This window comes from Mesorhizobium sp. M6A.T.Ce.TU.016.01.1.1 (assembly GCF_003997065.1).
Taxonomy (GTDB): Bacteria; Pseudomonadota; Alphaproteobacteria; order Rhizobiales; family Rhizobiaceae; genus Mesorhizobium; species Mesorhizobium mediterraneum.
The window spans coordinates 151222-169353 of the sequence record NZ_RZTJ01000002.1 but is presented as its reverse complement, the minus strand read 5'-3'; the positions used below and the strand labels follow the sequence as shown (position 1 = coordinate 169353).

Annotated in this window: 16 protein-coding genes and 1 pseudogene; 6 read left to right on the top strand and 11 right to left on the bottom strand. The window is 60.8% G+C overall.

Annotated features, from left to right (window positions below):
* Positions 1–37: 37 nt before the first annotated feature.
* The 3 genes from EOC94_RS04185 to EOC94_RS04175 form a co-directional block, all read right to left on the bottom strand.
* Entirely contained in the window at positions 38–820 is a 783-nt protein-coding gene (locus EOC94_RS04185) for an ATP-binding cassette domain-containing protein (protein WP_127288727.1), read from the bottom strand.
* A gap of 2 nt (positions 821–822) precedes the next feature.
* Positions 823–1887, bottom strand: coding sequence for an ABC transporter permease (locus EOC94_RS04180; protein WP_095486216.1), 1065 nt, complete (start codon positions 1885–1887; stop codon positions 823–825).
* Between the two features lie 155 nt (positions 1888–2042).
* Positions 2043–3059 (bottom strand): sugar ABC transporter substrate-binding protein, encoded by a 1017-nt coding sequence (locus tag EOC94_RS04175; protein ID WP_164547250.1) that lies wholly within the window; start codon positions 3057–3059, stop codon positions 2043–2045.
* Positions 3060–3293: 234 nt separating this feature from the next.
* Here EOC94_RS04175 and EOC94_RS04170 point away from each other — a divergent pair, with 234 nt between their 5' ends.
* The 4 genes and pseudogenes from EOC94_RS04170 to EOC94_RS04155 all read left to right on the top strand — a co-directional run bounded on the left by EOC94_RS04170 (position 3294) and on the right by EOC94_RS04155 (position 6995).
* A complete protein-coding gene (locus EOC94_RS04170; RefSeq protein WP_095486098.1) occupies positions 3294–4520 on the top strand; it encodes an ROK family transcriptional regulator in 1227 nt (408 codons plus the stop codon).
* 16 nt (positions 4521–4536) lie between these two features.
* A pseudogene (locus tag EOC94_RS35215) lies at positions 4537–4686 on the top strand (RbsD/FucU domain-containing protein); the annotation flags it as partial.
* Positions 4683–5606, top strand: coding sequence for a carbohydrate kinase (locus EOC94_RS04160; protein ID WP_095486099.1), 924 nt, complete (start codon positions 4683–4685; stop codon positions 5604–5606). The pseudogene EOC94_RS35215 and the gene EOC94_RS04160, both read left to right, overlap by 4 nt.
* 246 nt (positions 5607–5852) lie before the next feature.
* Positions 5853–6995, top strand: coding sequence for a DegT/DnrJ/EryC1/StrS aminotransferase family protein (locus EOC94_RS04155; RefSeq protein WP_095486100.1), 1143 nt, complete (start codon positions 5853–5855; stop codon positions 6993–6995).
* Positions 6996–7133: 138 nt separating this feature from the next.
* On the opposite strand, the gene EOC94_RS04150 is transcribed toward EOC94_RS04155, so the two are convergent.
* From EOC94_RS04150 to cysD, 5 genes are all read right to left on the bottom strand, one after another.
* A complete protein-coding gene (locus tag EOC94_RS04150) occupies positions 7134–7562 on the bottom strand; it encodes a type II toxin-antitoxin system VapC family toxin (RefSeq protein WP_127288725.1) in 429 nt (142 codons plus the stop codon).
* On the bottom strand, positions 7562–7801 hold the full coding sequence (locus EOC94_RS04145; protein ID WP_127288723.1) for a type II toxin-antitoxin system VapB family antitoxin: 240 nt from the start codon (positions 7799–7801) through the stop codon (positions 7562–7564). The genes EOC94_RS04150 and EOC94_RS04145 overlap by 1 nt, the downstream gene beginning before the upstream one ends.
* Before the next feature lie 290 nt (positions 7802–8091).
* The gene (gene cysQ, locus EOC94_RS04140; RefSeq protein ID WP_185928177.1) at positions 8092–8880 is read right to left on the bottom strand and encodes a 3'(2'),5'-bisphosphate nucleotidase CysQ; all 789 of its coding nucleotides are present in this window, start codon (positions 8878–8880) and stop codon (positions 8092–8094) included.
* 10 nt (positions 8881–8890) lie between these two features.
* Positions 8891–10828, bottom strand: a complete 1938-nt coding sequence (cysN, locus tag EOC94_RS04135; protein WP_185928157.1) for a sulfate adenylyltransferase subunit CysN — start codon at positions 10826–10828, stop codon at positions 8891–8893.
* Between the two features lie 2 nt (positions 10829–10830).
* Positions 10831–11736 carry a sulfate adenylyltransferase subunit CysD gene (cysD, locus tag EOC94_RS04130; protein ID WP_095486105.1) on the bottom strand — a complete coding sequence of 302 codons (906 nt, stop codon included), beginning with the start codon at positions 11734–11736 and terminating at the stop codon, positions 10831–10833.
* Positions 11737–12309: 573 nt separating this feature from the next.
* On the opposite strand from cysD, the gene EOC94_RS04125 reads away from it, so the two are divergent.
* Together EOC94_RS04125 and EOC94_RS04120 are read left to right on the top strand one after the other, a co-directional pair.
* Positions 12310–13497, top strand: a complete 1188-nt coding sequence (locus tag EOC94_RS04125) for an O-antigen ligase (RefSeq protein ID WP_127289187.1) — start codon at positions 12310–12312, stop codon at positions 13495–13497.
* Positions 13498–13513: 16 nt separating this feature from the next.
* A complete protein-coding gene (locus EOC94_RS04120; RefSeq protein ID WP_127288717.1) occupies positions 13514–14461 on the top strand; it encodes an NAD-dependent epimerase/dehydratase family protein in 948 nt (315 codons plus the stop codon).
* Here the strand turns inward: EOC94_RS04120 and EOC94_RS04115 are convergent.
* From EOC94_RS04115 to EOC94_RS04105, 3 genes are read right to left on the bottom strand one after another with little or no spacing between them, the layout of a single operon-like run.
* Positions 14449–14988 carry a sugar transferase gene (locus EOC94_RS04115; RefSeq protein WP_127289185.1) on the bottom strand — a complete coding sequence of 180 codons (540 nt, stop codon included), beginning with the start codon at positions 14986–14988 and terminating at the stop codon, positions 14449–14451. The genes EOC94_RS04120 and EOC94_RS04115 overlap by 13 nt on opposite strands.
* 9 nt (positions 14989–14997) lie before the next feature.
* The gene (locus EOC94_RS04110; protein WP_245465487.1) at positions 14998–15990 is read right to left on the bottom strand and encodes a glycosyltransferase family 2 protein; all 993 of its coding nucleotides are present in this window, start codon (positions 15988–15990) and stop codon (positions 14998–15000) included.
* A gap of 20 nt (positions 15991–16010) precedes the next feature.
* Positions 16011–17972 carry a nucleoside-diphosphate sugar epimerase/dehydratase gene (locus EOC94_RS04105; protein ID WP_127288715.1) on the bottom strand — a complete coding sequence of 654 codons (1962 nt, stop codon included), beginning with the start codon at positions 17970–17972 and terminating at the stop codon, positions 16011–16013.
* Positions 17973–18132 lie beyond the last annotated feature (160 nt).

Sequence of the window (18132 nt, the reverse complement as noted above, 5' to 3'; positions counted from 1 at the left end):
TATCCCAAAACCGCTACGCACTTTTGGGCGACATGCATCAGGCCGCCAGCGCCGCCTCCGGCGGAAGCTTCGCTCCGGTCATGAAGGCGACGGCGTCGGACATCGTATATTGCTTGGGATCGATGACACAGAGGCGACGGCCAAGCCGATGGATGTGAATGCGGTCGGCCACCTCGAAGACATGCGGCATGTTGTGCGAGATCAGCACGATCGGCAGGCCGCGCTTCTTCACGTCGAGGATCAGTTCGAGCACGCGGCGGCTCTCCTTGACGCCTAACGCCGCTGTCGGCTCATCCATGATGACCATCTTCGAGCCGAAGGCGGCGGCCCGCGCCACCGCCACGCCCTGGCGTTGGCCACCCGAGAGCGTTTCCACGGCCTGGCTGATGTTCTGGATGGTCATCAGGCCAAGTTCGGTGAGCTTGTCGCGGGCGCGCTTTTCCATGGCCGGCCGGTCGAGCATGCGCAGCCAGTCGCCCAGAAAACCCGGTTTGCGGATCTCGCGACCGAGGAACATGTTGTCGGCGATCGACAGCGCCGGCGATAGCGCCAGGTTCTGGTAGACGGTTTCGATGCCGGCCTCGCGGGCCTCGATGGGCGACTTGAAGAGCACCTGCTTGCCGTCCAACTCGATGGTCCCCTCGTCCGGAATCACGGCGCCAGAGATCGCCTTGATCAGCGTCGACTTGCCTGCGCCGTTGTCGCCGATCACGGCCAGGATTTCTCCCGGATAGAGATCGAAGTCGCAGTTGTTCAGCGCGGTGACGCGGCCGTAGCGCTTGACGAGGCCGCGCGCGGTAAGGATGGGCTCCTGGGTCATGGTTACACCGAAACCTTTCTGATCCACTGGTCGATCGCCACGGCGCCGATGATCAGCACACCGGTAAGCAGCACTTTCCATTGCGGATCGGCGCCCAGCATGTTGAGGCCCATCGAAACGACGCCGACGATCATCGCGCCGAACAGCGTGCCCAGGATCGAGCCGCGCCCGCCGAAGAGGGAAATGCCGCCGATCACCGTCGCGGTGATCGCCTGCAGATTGTAGTCGGTGACGGCGGCGGACGGCGAGATCGAGCCGTTGCGGCCGATGGAGACCCAGGCAGCGAAAGCGGCGATCAGCCCGGCAAGGGTGTAAACCGAGATCAGCACCTTCTTGGTCTGGATGCCCGACAGTTTTGCCGCCTCCGGATCATCGCCGACGGCGTACACATGGCGGCCCCATGCCGTGTGATTGAGCACGTACCACAGGATCAGCACCAGCACGACCATGGCAATGACGCCGATTGTCAGCACCGCTGTGCCGATCTTGAAGTTCAGGCCAAACAGATGGAGCAGCGGCGCCTGGACGTCGACGTCGGCGTCGCGGATCGTCTCATTGGCCGAATAGATGAAGTTCGTGGCCATGACGATGTTCCAGGTGCCGAGCGTGACGATGAAGGGCGGCAGCTTCATGTAGGCGACCAGCAGCCCATTGAGCAGCCCGCAGGCCCCGCCGGCGGCAAGCCCGATCACCACCGCAAGCAAGGTCGGCAGACCATAGGTGACCGCGCAATTGCCCATGATCACGGCCGAAATCACCATGATCACGCCGATTGACAGGTCGATGCCGGCTGTAAGGATGACCAGCGTCTGCGCGGCTCCGAGAATACCGACGATGGCAATCTGCTGCAGGATCAGCGTCAGCGTGTAGGACGAAAAGAACCGCCCTCCGATGGTGACGCCGAAGACAGCGATCGACAGAACCAGCACGATCAGCGGCACCGCAGCCGGAGTGGAATGCAAAAAATGCTGGATGCGCTTGACGATCGACGTGCCGTGCTCGTCAAAAGCAGCAACGCTTGTCTCGCTGTTCGAGAGAGCCTTTTCGAATTCCTGAACCTGAGCCATGTTTCCTCCCATGGGGCCTCAGCCACGCCGACGCCCGTCCAACCATTCCCGATCTGCCGCCGGAATTGTTCGCGCTTGCGATAGCGCATCGTCCGCCCGAAACGACCGGGGATCAAGCCCCCGGCCGATCGGTTCTGTTGCCTGTCAGACCGGCATCAGCCCCAGCACTTGGCGAGGCCTTCCTTGGTGTCGATGGACTTCACGCCTTCCGCCGGCTTGTCGGTCACGAGGTTCACGCCCGTGTCGAAGAAGTCCTTGCCTTCGGTCGGCTTGGGCTTCGTCCCATCCTTGGCGAAAGCGGCGATCGCTTCGATGCCGAGTGCCGCCATCTGGAGCGGATATTGCTGCGAGGTCGCGCCGATCACGCCCTCGGCGACCGACTTCACGCCGGGACAGCCGCCGTCAACCGAGACGATCAGCACGTTGCCTTCGAGGCCCACGGCCTTGAGCGCCTGGTAGGCGCCGACGGCTGCCGGCTCATTGATGGTATGGATGACATTGATGCCGGGATCCTTCTGGAGAAGGTTCTCCATCGCCTTGCGGCCGCCTTCCTCGTTGCCGTTCGTGACATCGTGGCCGACGATGCGTGCATCGTCCTCATCGCCGATCTTGTTGGGATCCTTCACGTCGATGCCGTAGCCCATCATGAAGCCCTGGTCGCGCAAGACGTCGACCGTCGGTTGCGAGGGCGTCAGGTCGAGGAAGCCGATCTTGGCATCCTTCGCCTTGTCGCCGAGCGTCGCGGCGGCCCACGCGCCGATCAGCTTGCCGGCCTCCAGATTGTCGGTCGCGAAAGTCGCGTCGGCGGCGTCGAGCGGATCAAGCGGCGTGTCCAGCGCGATCACGAGCAGACCGGCGTCACGTGCCTTCTTCACCGCCGGGACGATACCCTTGGTGTCCGACGCGGTGATCAGGATGCCCTTGGCGCCGTCGGCGATGCAGCTTTCGATCGCCGCCACCTGGCTCTCGCTGTCGCCGTCGATCTTGCCTGCGTAGGCTTTAAGCTCAACGCCGAGCTCTTTGGCCTTGGCGGCCGCGCCTTCCTTCATCTTGACGAAGAACGGGTTGGTGTCCGTCTTGGTGATCAGGCAGGCGCCGACGTCGGCAGCGGACGCGGCCGAGGTGAACGCCATCAGACCCAGTCCGGCCGCGGCAAAAACGGTGGACTTCAATAGTGCTGTCTTGGTCACGATTTTCCTCCCAGTGGAACCATTTCAGATGCCAGCCAACCGGCATCCGCACAAGCATCCAGACGACTTCTCCCGGCGTGGACGCCTAGCCCAACACAACACCAGGTCGAGGTTTCTGTCAATAATTAAATCACTCTTATTTATTATTGACAGGGCTGCATCGTTCACTCATTCTGGCCCCAAAAGCTTTGAGGGGAAACGACGGGAGGAACAAGGGTGGAGACCGGCATTACGGGGCACGGTTCGCCCGAGGCAGCCGAAAGCCGCATTCATCGCGGCACCAACCAGAGCGGCATGCGAGACCACAATGAGCGGCTGGTGCTGTCTCTGGTGCGTCGGCACGGCAGCCTGGCCAAGTCCGACATTGCGCGCATGACCGGACTTTCTGCCCAGACGGTTTCCGTCATCATGCGCGAACTCGAGGTGGACAAGCTCCTTGTCCGCCAGGCGCCGTTGCGCGGCAAGATCGGCCAACCTTCCATTCCGATGGCGCTCAATCCCGATGGCGCCTATTTCATTGGCCTGAAGATCGGCCGTCGCAGCGCCGAACTCGTGCTGATCGACTTTCTCGGCAATGTACGCTCGATGCTGCAGCATTCCTACCGCTATCCGGCACCGCGCGAGACGGTCGAATTCGTCACCTCCGGCATGAAGACGATGCGCGGCGAGCTCACCCCGGCGCAGGACAAGCGCATTGCCGGACTCGGTATCGCCATGCCGTTCGAATTGTGGAACTGGGCCGATACGGCAGGTGCGCCGCGCGACGTCATGGACGAATGGCGCCACCGCGACATCCGCGCCGATATCCAGGCGCAGTGCGAATTCCCCGTCTATCTGCAGAATGATGCCACCTCGGCTTGCGGCGCCGAACTGGTGTTCGGCAAGGCGGGTGCGGCGCGCGACTTCGTCTATTTCTATATCGGCGCCTTCGCCGGCGGCGGCATCGTGCTCAACGGTCACCTTTTTGGCGGGCCGACCGGCAATGCCGGCGCGCTGGGTTCGATGCCGGTGCCCGGACCGGACGGCAAGCCGACCCAACTGATCGACGTGGCGTCGATCGCCATGCTGGAAAAGGCGCTCAACGCGCGCGGTGTCGAGGCCTCGCATCTGTGGACGTCACCGGAGGATTGGGGCGAGATCGGCGTCGAGCTTGACGACTGGATCGCCTGCGCCTCGCAAGCGCTCGCCTATGCCATCGTGGCAGCATCCTCGGTTATCGATTTCGAGGCAGCGGTGATCGACGGATGGATGCCGAAGGCCGTGCGGCGCCGGCTCGTCGATGCCGTTGTCGAAGCCATCGGCAACATCGACGGCGAAGGCCTGAACCTCCCAGCCGTTCGCGAGGGCACTGTCGGTATTCATGCACGTGCCCTGGGCGGCGCCAGCCTGCCGCTTTCCGAGCGCTTCCTCATCGGTTCGACCACGATTTCCAGGAGTGCCTGAGTTTGCTGGTCGGAATGGTTGCAAGGCGGTTGCGCTTGCCGGCGCCGGCTTCTATCTACGGGTCAGATCCGCGCACGCGATCGTCGCGACAAACGAGCCGTAGCTCTACGCCAACATCATCATCCGCAAGGGTGTGATCTATCCGCCGGAGAACAGCAAATCATGATCCTCTGTTGCGGCGAAGCCCTGATCGACATGCTGCCGCGTACCACGACGGAGGGCGAGCCGGCCTTTGCCCCCTATGTCGGCGGCGCGGTGTTCAACACCGCTATTGCGCTCGGCAGGCTGGGAGCACCCGCCGGTTTCTTTTCCGGCCTGTCGTCGGACCTGTTCGGCGGCCAGTTCAGGGACGCACTGGGAGAGAGCAAGGTCAGTTCCACCTATGCGCACACATCTCCCCGGCCGACCACGCTTGCCTTCGTGCGGCTGGACAACGGCCAGGCGACCTACACGTTCTACGATGAAAACACAGCCGGACGCATGCTGACCGTCGACGATCTGCCGAAACTCGGCAGCGAGATCGAAGCCATGCTGTTCGGCGCCATCAGCCTGATCTCGGAGCCGGCCGGATCGGCCTACGAGGAATTCATGCGGCGCGAGCATAAGCGCCGCGTCATGATGCTCGACCCCAACATTCGGCCCAATTTCATCCCTGACAAGGCCAAGCATCTCCGGCGCATCCGCTCTATGATGGCGATGGCCGACATCGTGAAACTGTCGGATGAGGACCTCAACTGGTTCGGCGAAGCCGGCTCGCACGAAGACGTCGTCCGCAACTGGCTGGATCGCGGCCCGACCCTGATCGTCGTCACCCATGGCAGCGAAGGCGCTGCCGGCTACACCAGGGATCACAAGGTCACGGTCGTGCCGGACAAGGTCGAGGTGGTCGATACGGTCGGCGCCGGCGACACGTTCAACGCCGGCATCCTGGCCTCGCTGCACGAGCAAGGCCTGCTGTCGAAGGAGGCGATCGCCAATCTGCCGGAAGACGCCATCCACAAGGCGCTGACGCTCGGCGCCAAGGCTGCGGCAGTTACCGTGTCGCGAGCCGGCGCCAATCCGCCATGGCGGCACGAAATCGCCTGATTGGACGGCGATACACCCAGCTTGGCGATCACTTTATGTTTCGCCGGCCGGACGCGACGCAATATGAAAACCAAATGATGCCTGATGAAGCCCGGATTTCCGGCATCTTCAAAGGGCACCTCGGAAATCAGAGGTAACAGGCTGCGACACTTGAGCAATTCGCGGTTTGGTTCGTGCAGCTTTCTCGGCTGGCGCAACTCTGATACCAGCGGCCGGTTATCTGGCTAGTACCGTTTTGAGGCCGACATGCAGTTCATCGATCTTGGCGCGCAGCGCGAACGAATCCGCGACAGGCTGAAAGTGGCGATCGACCGCGTCGTCGATGAGGGACGCTATATTCTGGGACCTGAGGTCACCGAATTCGAAAATAAGCTCGCCGCCTATATCGGCACCAAGCATGTCGTCGCCTGCGCCAACGGCACCGACGCGCTGCTGTTGCCGCTGTTTGCGGCCGGCATCGGCCCAGGCGACGCGGTGTTCGTGCCGAGCTTCACCTTCGCCGCCACGGCGGAAGTGGTGGCGCTGGCCAAGGCCGAGCCGGTTTTCGTCGATGTCGATCCCAATACCTACAACATCGACATCGCCAGCCTCGAGGCTGCCATCGCCATGATCAAGGCGGAAGGCCGGCTGAAGCCAAGGGCGATCATTCCCGTCGACCTGTTCGGGCTTGCCGCCGACTACGAGGCGATCATGGCGATCGCCAACCGCGAAGGGCTGATGGTTATCGAGGATGCTGCCCAGTCGATGGGCGGCTCGATCGACGGCAAGATGTGCGGTTCGTTCGGCGCGGTCGGCTCGACCAGCTTCTACCCGGCAAAGCCGCTCGGCTGCTATGGTGACGGGGGCGCGATGTTCACCAATGACGATGCGCTGGCCGAACAGCTCCGCTCGTTCGCCTTCCACGGCAAGGGCGAAACCCAGTATGACAATGTCCGCGTCGGCATCAATTCGCGGCTCGACACGTTGCAGGCGGCGATCCTGATCGAGAAGCTGGCCATTCTCGAAGACGAGATGGTTGCCCGGCAAGCGGTTGCAAATCGTTACGCCGAAGGGCTCGGCGACATCCTCAAGGCGGCGCGCAACCTGGACGGCGGCCGTTCGGCCTGGGCGCAATACGCCGTCGAGACGCCGAAGCGCGACGGGCTCAAGGCGCATCTCGGCGAAAAGGGTATTCCTTCGGTCATCTATTACGTGAAGCCGCTGCACAGCCAGATCGCCTACCGCGACTATCCGCGCACGCCGTCCGGTCTTGCCGTTTCGGAGGAGCTGCCAAAGCGGATTCTCTGCCTGCCGATGCACCCTTACCTGAGCGAAGCCGATCAGGACCGGATCATCGAGACGATCCGCAACTATATCGGCTCGAATTCGGCGGACGTCGCCGCAGCGTAGAGCTTCACGCGCGCGATCACAGTCTAGCCGGTATGCCTTCCAGCAGCACGCCGATCGCGGCATCAACAGGCGTCAGTTGCGACGACGCGCTTCCCCGGCGCCAGCGCATGGCGGAGGCCGCCCTCCCCTTCCGATATCTCAAGTCTTGGCACCCACAGTCGCGACATCGGTAAGCGCAAATCCCGCATCTATGGTCAGGATCGGCGCCTGGTAGGATTTCGCGGTGGCATAATGGAAGCAATCGGCAAGATTGAGCGCACTATTGCGTTCAGCGTCCGGATAGCGGTGCCGTCCATAGCGATCGAAGGCTTGCAGCGCGGCGGTCAACTCACGGCTCGAAATCGCCAGAACCTCGACCCCAGCCGCTTCAAGGAACTCCTGCACTCGCGCTTCAGCTTCTGCCATGGGAATGCGCTTTTTGCGAAACAGCCCAACAGTCGCTTCCCATGCAGCCACGACCGATGTGATCGGCCGCGGCGAGCGCGCGGCATCGAGCGCCGCCGCAAGGTCCTCGGCCTCAGGCTCTTCCGTCATAATTGCGATGATTGCCGACGCATCGACGAACATCAGTAGTCGCCGCTGAGGTCATCGAAAAACGCCCTGTCTGCCGCAAGGCCGGTGTCCGGATAGGCCGCAATTTTCGCGCGCAAAGGCTTCAGCCGGTCCCACAGAGGGATCGCCTCCTCGACACGGCGCAGTTCGTTTTCCAGGGCCAGCTTCACGGCAGCCGTTTTGTTCAACCGCGTGCGCGCCGCCAATTTTTCGGCAAGCATATTTACCTCTTCACTGCGAATGTTGAGCGGCATAGCGAATTCTCCTATGTGTAGACGTACATATAGAAACGCCAACACGTGATGGCAACCGCATAAGGTTTTGTGTGCGGCGGAATGCGAACGTAGCCAAGAAGAACCTGTTCTTGGGGCGGCCGGTTCATGTATTTTGACTCGAGCGGCGATGTTTTGGGCGAAATCGTTTCGTCGAAGAGTTCTGTGCGCCAGATGCCACGACCGAAGCGGGGATCGTGACGCGCGGTTTCAGCCGGATTTATGCTTCGCACGGCGATCCACGCCCTGCAGGGCTAGCGACGTTATAATCGTCAGATTGGCCCGACTGCCTTGCCGCTGGCTATGAAATGCGGATTGGCGAAGTCCTCGTCATCGCTCTGATTGCGCTTGCCGTAGGCCAGCGGTTTGCCGTCAAGCGTGCGCGTCATGCCGCCGGCGGCGCGCAGCACCGCATCGCCGGCCGCGGTATCCCATTCCATGGTGCGGCCGAAGCGTGGATAGACGTCGGCCTCGGCGCCGGCGACAAGACAGAATTTCAGCGACGAGCCGACCGAGACGATCTCGGCAGCGCCTACCGTGCGGATATAGCCTTCGGTCTCGGGCGTGTTGTGGGACCGGCTGGCGACGATGGTCAGTGGCGCCACACCGGTCCTGGCCGAAATCGGCCGACGGCCGATGATCTGGTAGTCGCCATCGACTTCGATTGCTTCCGCCCTGCCCGGCCGGCCGGAAAAAAAGCGTCCGGTGCATGGCGCAAAGACCACGCCGATCTCCGGCACGCCGTGGCGGACGAGCGCGATGTTGACGGTGAAGTCGGTCCTGCGGTTGACGAATTCCTTGGTGCCGTCGAGCGGATCCACCAGAAAAAAGGCGTCGTCGAGGTCGGGCGGCACGATGCCGGCCGATGCCTCTTCCTCAGCCACGCAAGGGATGTCGGGGAACGCGGCGCGCAAGCCGGCGAGGATGATCTTTTCGCTCTCGCGATCGGCCTCGGTCACCGGCGAGCTGTCTGATTTCTGATCGACCGCGCAACCAGCATCGAAAACCCGCATCACCTCTCGCCCCGCCGCCAAGGCAAGGCGCTCGAACACGCCGAGCATCGCTTCGTCGTCAGATGCCGCCGCCGCTATCGTATTGGTTTTCGGCAATGTCGCGCTCGTTTAGCCAGAGTTCCAGGGCCTCTACCATCTCCTCGGCAGACTTGCCGAGTGTCTCGAGATGGATTTCGGGGTTTTCAGGAGCTTCATACGGGGAATCGACGCCGGTGAAATTCTTGATTTCGCCATTCAACGCCCGCGCATAGAGACCCTTCGGATCGCGTCTGGCGCATTCCTCAAAGGGTGTATCGACAAACACCTCGACGAATTCACCGTTGGCCATCAATTCCCTGGCCATGCGCCGTTCGGCGCTGAAGGGCGAAATGAAGGAAACGATGACGATCAGCCCGGCATCGGCCATCAGGCGCGCCACTTCCGCAACGCGGCGAATGTTTTCGACGCGGTCGGCGTCGGTGAAGCCAAGATCGCGATTGAGGCCGTGGCGGACATTATCGCCGTCCAGGATGTAGGTGTGGCGGCCGGTGGCGAATAGCTTCTTCTCGAAGAGGTTGGCGATGGTCGACTTGCCCGAGCCGGAGAGCCCGGTGAACCAGAACACGGCAGGCCGTTGGTTCTTCAGATCGGCGCGGCCGTGCTTGCCGACATCGAGCGATTGCCAGTGAATGTTTTCGGCGCGGCGCAGCGAATGCAGGATCATGCCGGCGCCGACCGTGGCGTTGGTGATGCGGTCGATCAGGATGAAGGCGCCGGTCGTGCGGTTCTCGGCGAAAGTGTCGAAAGCGATCGGCGCCCGCGTCGAGATGTTGCAGATGCCGACCTCATTCATTTCGAGCGACTTGGCCGCCTCATGGGCAAAGTCGTTGACGTTGACGCGGTATTTCAGGTCGGTGACGGTGGCACTGGTCTGATCGGTCTCGGTGCGCAGGATGTAGGAGCGGCCCGGCAACAGCGCATGCTCGTCGAACCAGACGATGTTGGCGGCGAACTGGTCGGCGACCTGAGGCCGCGCCGCCGGCGACACCAGCATATTGCCGCGCGAGACCTCGACCTCGTCGTCGAGAACTAGGGTGATGGCCTGGCCGGCAACCGCCTGGCTCAGATCGCCGCCATGCGAGACGATGCGCCTGACGTGAGCGGACTTGCCGGATTTGGCGACAACGACCTCGTCGCCTGTTGAGACGGAACCGGAAGCAATCGTGCCGGCAAAACCGCGAAAATCGAGATTGGGGCGGTTCACATACTGCACCGGAAAACGGAACTGCAGTTCGACAACGGCTTCATCGACCGACACGGTTTCCAGATGTTCGATCAGCGTCGGCCCGGAATACCACTTCGTCTTTTCCGAGCGGCTGGAGACGTTGTCGCCGTAACGGGCAGACATCGGGATGGGCATGATCGTCTCGAAGCCGAGCTTGTGCGAAAATTGCCTGAAATCCTCGATGATTCGTTCGAAGACGGACTTGTCGAAGCCGACGAGATCGATCTTGTTGACGGCGAGCACGATGTGCCGGATGCCCAGCAGCGAGGCGATGATCGAGTGGCGCCTTGTCTGGCGCAGCACACCTTGACGGGCATCGATCAGCACGATGGCCAGATCGGCGGTCGACGCGCCTGTCGCCATGTTGCGCGTGTATTGTTCGTGGCCGGGCGTGTCGGCGACGATGAATTTGCGCTTCGGCGTGGCGAAAAAGCGATAGGCGACATCGATTGTGATGCCCTGCTCGCGCTCCGCCTCTAGGCCATCGACCAGCAGCGCGAAATCGACGTCGTCGCCCGTCGTCCCGTGCTTGCGCGAATCACGCTCAAGCGCGGCAAGCTGGTCCTCGAAAATCTGCTTGGTGTCCGAAAGCAGACGCCCGATCAGCGTCGACTTGCCGTCGTCCACGGAACCGCAGGTCAGGAAGCGCAGCAGCGACTTTCGTTCCTGCACCGCAAGATAGTCACGAATGCCGTCGGTGGAGGCGAGGCTCTTGGCCATGATGTGGCGCATGCTCAGAAGTACCCCTCGCGCTTCTTCTTTTCCATCGAGCCCGCTTCATCCCGGTCGATCAAGCGGCCCTGGCGCTCTGACGTGCGCGCGGTGAGCATTTCGCCGACGATGGCCTCCAGCGTATCGGCGTCCGATTCGATCGCGCCGGTCAGCGGATAGCAGCCAAGCGTGCGGAAGCGCACCAGCCGGTTGTCCACTGTCTCGCCGGGGCGCAATACCATGCGGTCGTCATCCCTCAGAATGAGCATGCCGTCACGTTCGACGACCGGCCGCTCCTTGGCGAAATAGAGCGGCACGATCGGGATGTCTTCCTGGAGAATGTACTGCCAGATATCGAGCTCGGTCCAGTTCGACAATGGAAAGACCCGGATCGATTCACCGGTCGCGATGCGGGTGTTGAATATCTTCCACATCTCCGGCCGCTGATTCTTCGGATCCCAGACGTGCTGGGCGTTGCGGAAGGAGAAGATCCGCTCCTTGGCGCGCGACTTCTCCTCGTCGCGACGGGCACCGCCAAAGGCTGCATCGAAGCCGTACTTGTCGAGCGCCTGCCGCAGCGCCACGGTTTTCATCACATGGGTGTGGGTGTTCGAGCCATGATCGAAGGGATTGATCTTGTCGCGCACACCATCTTCGTTGACGTGGACCAGGAGATCGAAGCCGAGCTTTTGCGCCATCTGATCGCGGAAAGCGATCATTTCGCGGAATTTCCAGGTCGTGTCGACGTGGAGAAAGGGAAACGGCGGCTTGGCGGGATAAAACGCCTTCATCGCAAGGTGCATCAGCACGGAGGAGTCCTTGCCTACGGAGTAGAGCATGACCGGCTTGGCGAACGCCGCCGCAACCTCGCGAAAGATATGGATGGATTCAGCCTCGAGCCGCTGAAGGTGCGTAAGCGCGATGTTCATGGACTGTGAGCGTTCTCTCGTGCCATCCAGACCTTGCATCGATGCATCAGGCGCAATTTTCAGCTACCCGGTTCAAGCTTCATTTCTGGACAATGTTTTTTTCGTTTTTTCGTGCAGGCGTTCTAGCAGATCGCCAATGTCTATAACAATGCAAGACAAGCCTGCCCTAGAGTGGTTCGGGAATGAATTTTCCACGCTGGGGCCAGATCTCGGAAATTCCTGCTCAATGGGCTAAGGGACCTAGTGGCCCAAGAAAAATATTCGCGGATCACGAGTGGTGGATTAAGCCGCACTGTCGATTTTGATGGCAGCCCGACCCTGCCGTACTATCGAAAACCATGATCAGCCGCTATACCGGCTCCTGAATGAGCCACCGCGCGTAGCGCATGTGCATGAATCTTGAAGATCATTGCACCAGCCACGGCCAAGTTAAATCCTCATCTCAAAAGATCCCGAAGAATGCGAATCATTCCCTTGGACCGGCTTTCATCGATAAAACAACAATTCACACCTTCGCGGATCAATACCTACTTTTCCATTCTTTGCTTCTTTTCTCCCCCCGTTTTGGGATCGGTGGTTAGCTTTGTATTCAATGGCGGCGGCCTGTGGTCGAGCTTGCTGGTTGCCTTGAAGAGACGGCGCTTCAATGTCGATCGGCCCATGGCCGCCCTCACCGTCGCGATCTATGCATTTTGCGGCGCCGTTGTCCTTGCTTCCATCGTCAACAACTCGATTGCGATGGATGCGACGCATCTTGTGCCGCTGATCACCTTCCTGTTTTTCCCCTTCTCATATTCGGTCTGGAGCATTTCGCACAAAATCACCCTTGCCCGCGTCATCATACTGAGCAGCACGGCCGCTTGCTTCGGCGCGTTGCTGCTGACGGCCATCCAGTACTATTGGCTCGGCATGCCGAGGGTTGAAGGTGGTGCTGGAAATCCGATCGTGTTCGCAACGGTCACCTGCCTTAGTGTTTTGGTATGCATGGCTGGCGCTTTGTCGGGCATCGAAAAGGCCAGGGGCCTTCTCGCCTGTGCGGCGCTGGCCGGAACAATTGCCATCCTCTACTCCGGTTCGCGTATCATCTGGCTGGCGATGCTGATTGCAGGCATAGCCGTTCTGCTGATCAATTGGCAGAAGCTCAGGGGCAAGTACGCCCTTCGTCTGTTGTTGATGCTGGGCGTGGCCGGCCTCGCGATCGCTGCCTTTGGATTCCAAACAATATTGGAGCGAGCCGAGTTCCTCCATTCCGACTGGGAGGCGCTCACGGCGCATGGCAACTACAGCACCGCCTTGGGATTTCGCGTTGCCATGTGGCAAATTGGCCTCGACGCATTTCGCGAAATGCCGCTTTTCGGACATGGGGTGGGCGCGACGCCGCTGTTGATGAAACAGGGGTTCCAAGAGCAGTTCGGCATGGACAAAGGCTTCAGCCACTTCCACAACGGCTTTCTGACCGCACTGGTGGAAGCAGGAATCGTGGGAGCTGTCGCGCTGGCGGCCATCTTTATCGTTGCCGCCAAAAATGCCGCCACAGTGCTGCGCATCAGTGCCGATCCGGTCGAGCGGTTCGGCGCCACCATGATCGTCATTGTGGTGATCACCTATCTCACAGGCGGAATGGTGGGCATTCTGATCGGTCATGATATTCTGGATTCGGTGCTGATGGCATTCCTGGTGTCGGGGACATATCTTGCATCGGGGCGCACCCTTCCGATAGCGGAAGAACGAACGCTGCCGGTGACACCGGCGGGCCCATAGAGATTCGGCGACAGCAATGAAAGTGTTGGTGACTGGCGCCACAGGGTTCATCGGGCGCCTTGTCGTGCAACACCTCCGAGACGCGCAGTTCGAGATCCGGATCGCCTCCCGGCACCCGGAAAAGCTCGGTTCGGGAAACGACATCCTCCTGCTGCCGAATTTCGACGCGCCTGCCGAGGCTTTTGCGACGATCACGAAAGACGTCACGCATGTCGTCCACTGCGCCGGTTTGAACAACGATCGTGGCAATCCAACCGAAGCCGATTACCTGAAAGCCAATGCCGAATTGACCGGGCGGCTCGCGCGCGCCGCGGCTGCACAGGCCAGCGGTCGCTTTATCTACCTGTCTTCGACCCGGGCTGTGGTCGGTGCCGGCTTCAGCGGAAGGCTCGACGAAGAGACTATCCCTGCCCCGCAATGCGCCTATGGGCATTCGAAACGCGAAGGCGAGATCAGGGTTCTGGATGCTTATGCATCGTCCGACCGCTCCGATGCCGCCATGCTGCGCCTGCCGCCGGTCTATGGATCTGGCATGAAGGGAAATCTGGCGACACTGATGCGCTTGGCCGACACCGCCTTGCCACTGCCCGCAGCGGCCCTGGCGGGTGTCCGTTCGCTCATATCCTCCGAGGCAGCGTCCCGGGCGGTTTTGCACCTGTTGACCCATTCGATCCCGCTTCGCCCCGTCTATATCGCCAGCGATATACGGCCAATCCCGGTCGCCGCCATCATCGAAGCCTTTCGACAAGGCTTTGGACGGCCGAAACGCCTGGTTGCGGCACCTGCCGGACTGATACGGCCGGTCGCATCGTTGCTGGGAAAACGCAAATTTTGGGACAGCCTGACCGCAACGCAGATATGCGATCCGTCCCTGCTCATTTCGGAGGGCTGGCTGCCGGAAACCGATACGATCGAGCGCCTGACCGCAATAGCGCGGGGCAGCAGACTTGCTCAGGTCCGATAGATCGTTCCAAGCAGAATCCTGACATCGAGGCCGAACGACGCCGCCTCGAGATAAGCGGCATCGGTTTCGGCACAGAGCATCGGGGCCGACATGTCGATGCCTCGAATCTGAGCCAGGCCGGTTATGCCCGGAAGCATGGATGACACGCCCAACTGCTTGCGACGCTCGATCAGCTCCGTTTGCGTGGGCAAGCATGGACGTGGCCCGACCAGGCTCATTTCCCCCTTCAGGACATTCCAGAGCTGCGGCAATTCATCAAGCTTGAATCGCCGCAAGACCTTTCCGACCACCGTAACCGAATTTGCCGGCGCCTCGTGCGAGGGCAATGACGGCGTCCCCAGATACATCGTTCTCAGCTTGTGGCAGCGAAAAAGCCCGCCATTGCGGCCTACCCTCGTCTGGGAAAAGATTGCAGGCCCGGGTGACGATAGCCGAATAGCCAGGATGGCAACCAACAGGACAGGCGACGTGATCAGCAGCAGCAGGGCCGCCAGCACGAGGTCGAAGGTCTGCTTCGCTGCCCCCATGAACATGGATTAAATCCGGCCGGAGATGATTGCCAAATAGAGGCCGAAGGTTCCAAAAGGCGTCTGCCGATAGACGCCGCTTTGGCGCAGATAGCTCAGGCGACTGAAGATACTGCCCTTTCGCGCCAGGATGAACAAGCCTAGGCACGCAGCCGCGTCTGTCGTGAGAAGATCACGATTGGCGGCCAGACCACTGAGATTCTCATCCGTCCAATTGGCAAATCCGCCTTTCAGCAGATGTGCGAGCCGGGAAAATCTCGCCCTCCACGAAACGTTGGCCCCGACCAAATTTGCCCCGTGCTGGCGGTAGCGCACCAGAGGCCGCGGATCATACCGAACGATGCCGCCAGCCGCGGCTACGATTAGATAGGCCCACCAATCGTGACTGACAAATCGGGTCTTTGACGACGCCTTGGCCAGCAGGTCGCGTGCCGCGCCGTTGATCATGATGGTGTTGCCGCCGGCAATGCTTTGCACGAGAGCGTTGCGGAAGGACGGCGGCCGTTGGAACAGCGGCGAGCAGCCGATCACGCTTCCGGTTTCGGTCATGGTTGCGGTTCTGGAGCAGAACATAGCCGGTATTTTTGCGTCCAGCGTCCGCATCCAGCGGACAGCGCTTTCCAACCTGTCCGGCTCCCAAATGTCGTCCTGATCGCAAAAGGCATAGTAGTCCGCCTCGATCCGCGGATCGACGATCATTGATCGAAAATTGGCAGCGAAACCCTGGCGGGGGCCGTCCACCAAGGTCAGCCGACCCTTGTGCCAGCGGGGTTTCCAGGCGCCGATGAGGGCGGTCGTGCCGTCGGTCGAACCATCATCGGAAATCCACAGATCGACGGGGGAATGCGACTGCGCGAGGAGAGAGCCGAGCTGTTCTTCGATGAAAGCCGCGCCGTCCTTCGTGCCCATCAGTATGGCAACGCGCTGATCTTGTTTGCTCACGATTGTGGTGTCATCTGCAAATGCCTGAGAACGGCTATCGGATTTTTTCCCATCATCCAATCACAACCGCCCGAAGGGTCCTATCCTGCATGTCCAATTCTTTTCGGACCTGTTGGCCGACGTGCGTCACCCGGGGATCTTTCTGCTTGATGGAGCCCTTCCAGCACGGCAAGCGCCGAGCCCTTGTCCTGGCTCTTCATCGCTGTCTGCAGCGCCGTAAGCGCGGTCTCGACCCGCGGCCAGTCGACAACATCCGTCCTGAGGCCAAAAACCTTGGAGGTGCTGAGCTCAACGACTTCTTCATCTTCGCCGTGAAGCGTTTCATGAAGTTTCTCGCCTGGCCTTATCCCGGTGAACCGGATTGGGATATCCGTGTAGGGGCTCTTTCCAGCCATGCGGATCATCGTCTCGGCGACTTCAACTATGGACACCGGCTTGCCCATATCGAGCATATAGACGGCATAGTCGTCCCTGCCCTGTCGCGACGCCGCATCGGCTGCCGACATGATGACGAGGTCGACGGCTTCGGCCACCGTCATGAAATAGCGCGTCATGCGCCGATCCGTAATGGTGACAGGCCCTCCAGCCTCGATCTGCGCCTGGAATATGGTCGCCACTGATCCATTGCTGCCAAAAACGTTGCCGAACCGGACGGCAATGAACTTGGTGCCGGAATGATGCCCCCCCGGTTGATACCCGTTTGGTTGGACCGCATGGCTTTCATGCAAGGCGCTCACGATCTGCTCGGCTGCTCGTTTTGTCATGCCAAGCACAGATGTCGGATCCACCGCCTTGTCACTCGAGACAAGCACGAATTGCGGGACCCCGCATTTGGCGGCTACCTCTGCACAGACAAGCGTTCCGAAAACATTGGTCTGGATCGCCGCATCCCAGTTTTCCTCGAGCAGAGGGACATGCTTGAGCGCGGCGGCATGAAAGATGATGCAGGGTTTGAATTCGCTTATGACACGCGTCATTTGCCGCCGGTCCGCCACATCGACTATGCGGGCCTTGAGACGATCGTGGTCTTTCTCGTCGATATATTGGCTCAACTGGAAAATGCCGAACTCGGAGAGATCGGCGACCAGAACCGCCTCGGCGCCCAGTTCCAGCGACCGCCTGACCAGAGTTCGCCCGATGGAGCCGGCTCCGCCCGTCACCAGGACGCGCTTGCCACGGACAAATGTGCCGATACGCTCGATGTCGGAAGGCACCGCTGGACGGCGCAGGATCGTTTCCATCTCGACGGCATCGAGAACCAGCTTTCCTCCCTGCCCCAGTTCGGAAAACCCCGAGAATTGCACAACGGCTATGCCACTATGCCGGGCGACACGAACCAGCTCCGAATACTCCTCGATCTCCCGCCCGGCACCATTTCCGAAAATCAGCAGGTCGAGGCTTTTCGTGCCCCTTGTGTAGTCCTCCAGGAATTCCGTCAAACGGGGGCGGACTGCAACCACCGGAACCCCTTGAATCCGGGTGCCCAACGGCGCGTCGTTCTCGATCGCCATGACCCCTGCGATGGAATAGTCCCCAGGCTGCGCCGTGCGCGTAAAGCGAATGATCAGATCGGCCTCGCCGAGCCGGCCGACGAACAGGGCTTGCTTCGTCAATCCCTTGTCGGCGGCCCTGTTCAGGATACGCCAGCTCGCTCCGTCACGAAGAAAGCGGTAGAAGAGCCGAGGCGCCGATATGATCGTGAAGGACACGAGGAAGAAGACGATGAACTGGCGCTCGTTGATGCCCGTCACCGGCTTGAAGAAACGAAACGACAGTGAGGCGCAATAGAGCGCGACGGTCAAAATCGCGCAGCTCTTCAGGATGTTGAAAAAGTCCGGCGTCGAAGCGAAGCGCCAGACCGTGTTGTAGAGGCCGCAATATCTGAACAGCAAATGGCTGGAAACGACGATGCACGCCCAGGTGGTCAGGCCAGCATAGGAGAACGCTTCGAACGAAAGGTTGGAACGCGACAGAACTAGACTAAGCGCGACCGCGACCAGAACCATGACGGCGTCCTGGATCATGATAAAAAAACGCCGCATGTCCGGCCGAAGTCCGAATACGGCTTCTAAGTATGAATTCATTGCGCGGCACTACACTCCAGGATCGAGGACTGGCTGCCAGTGTGATACGGGCGAAGCTCATTCGCCGCCGATCACGTTGGCTTGTCGTGCCAATCACCAGCCACCGGCTGTATCGCAT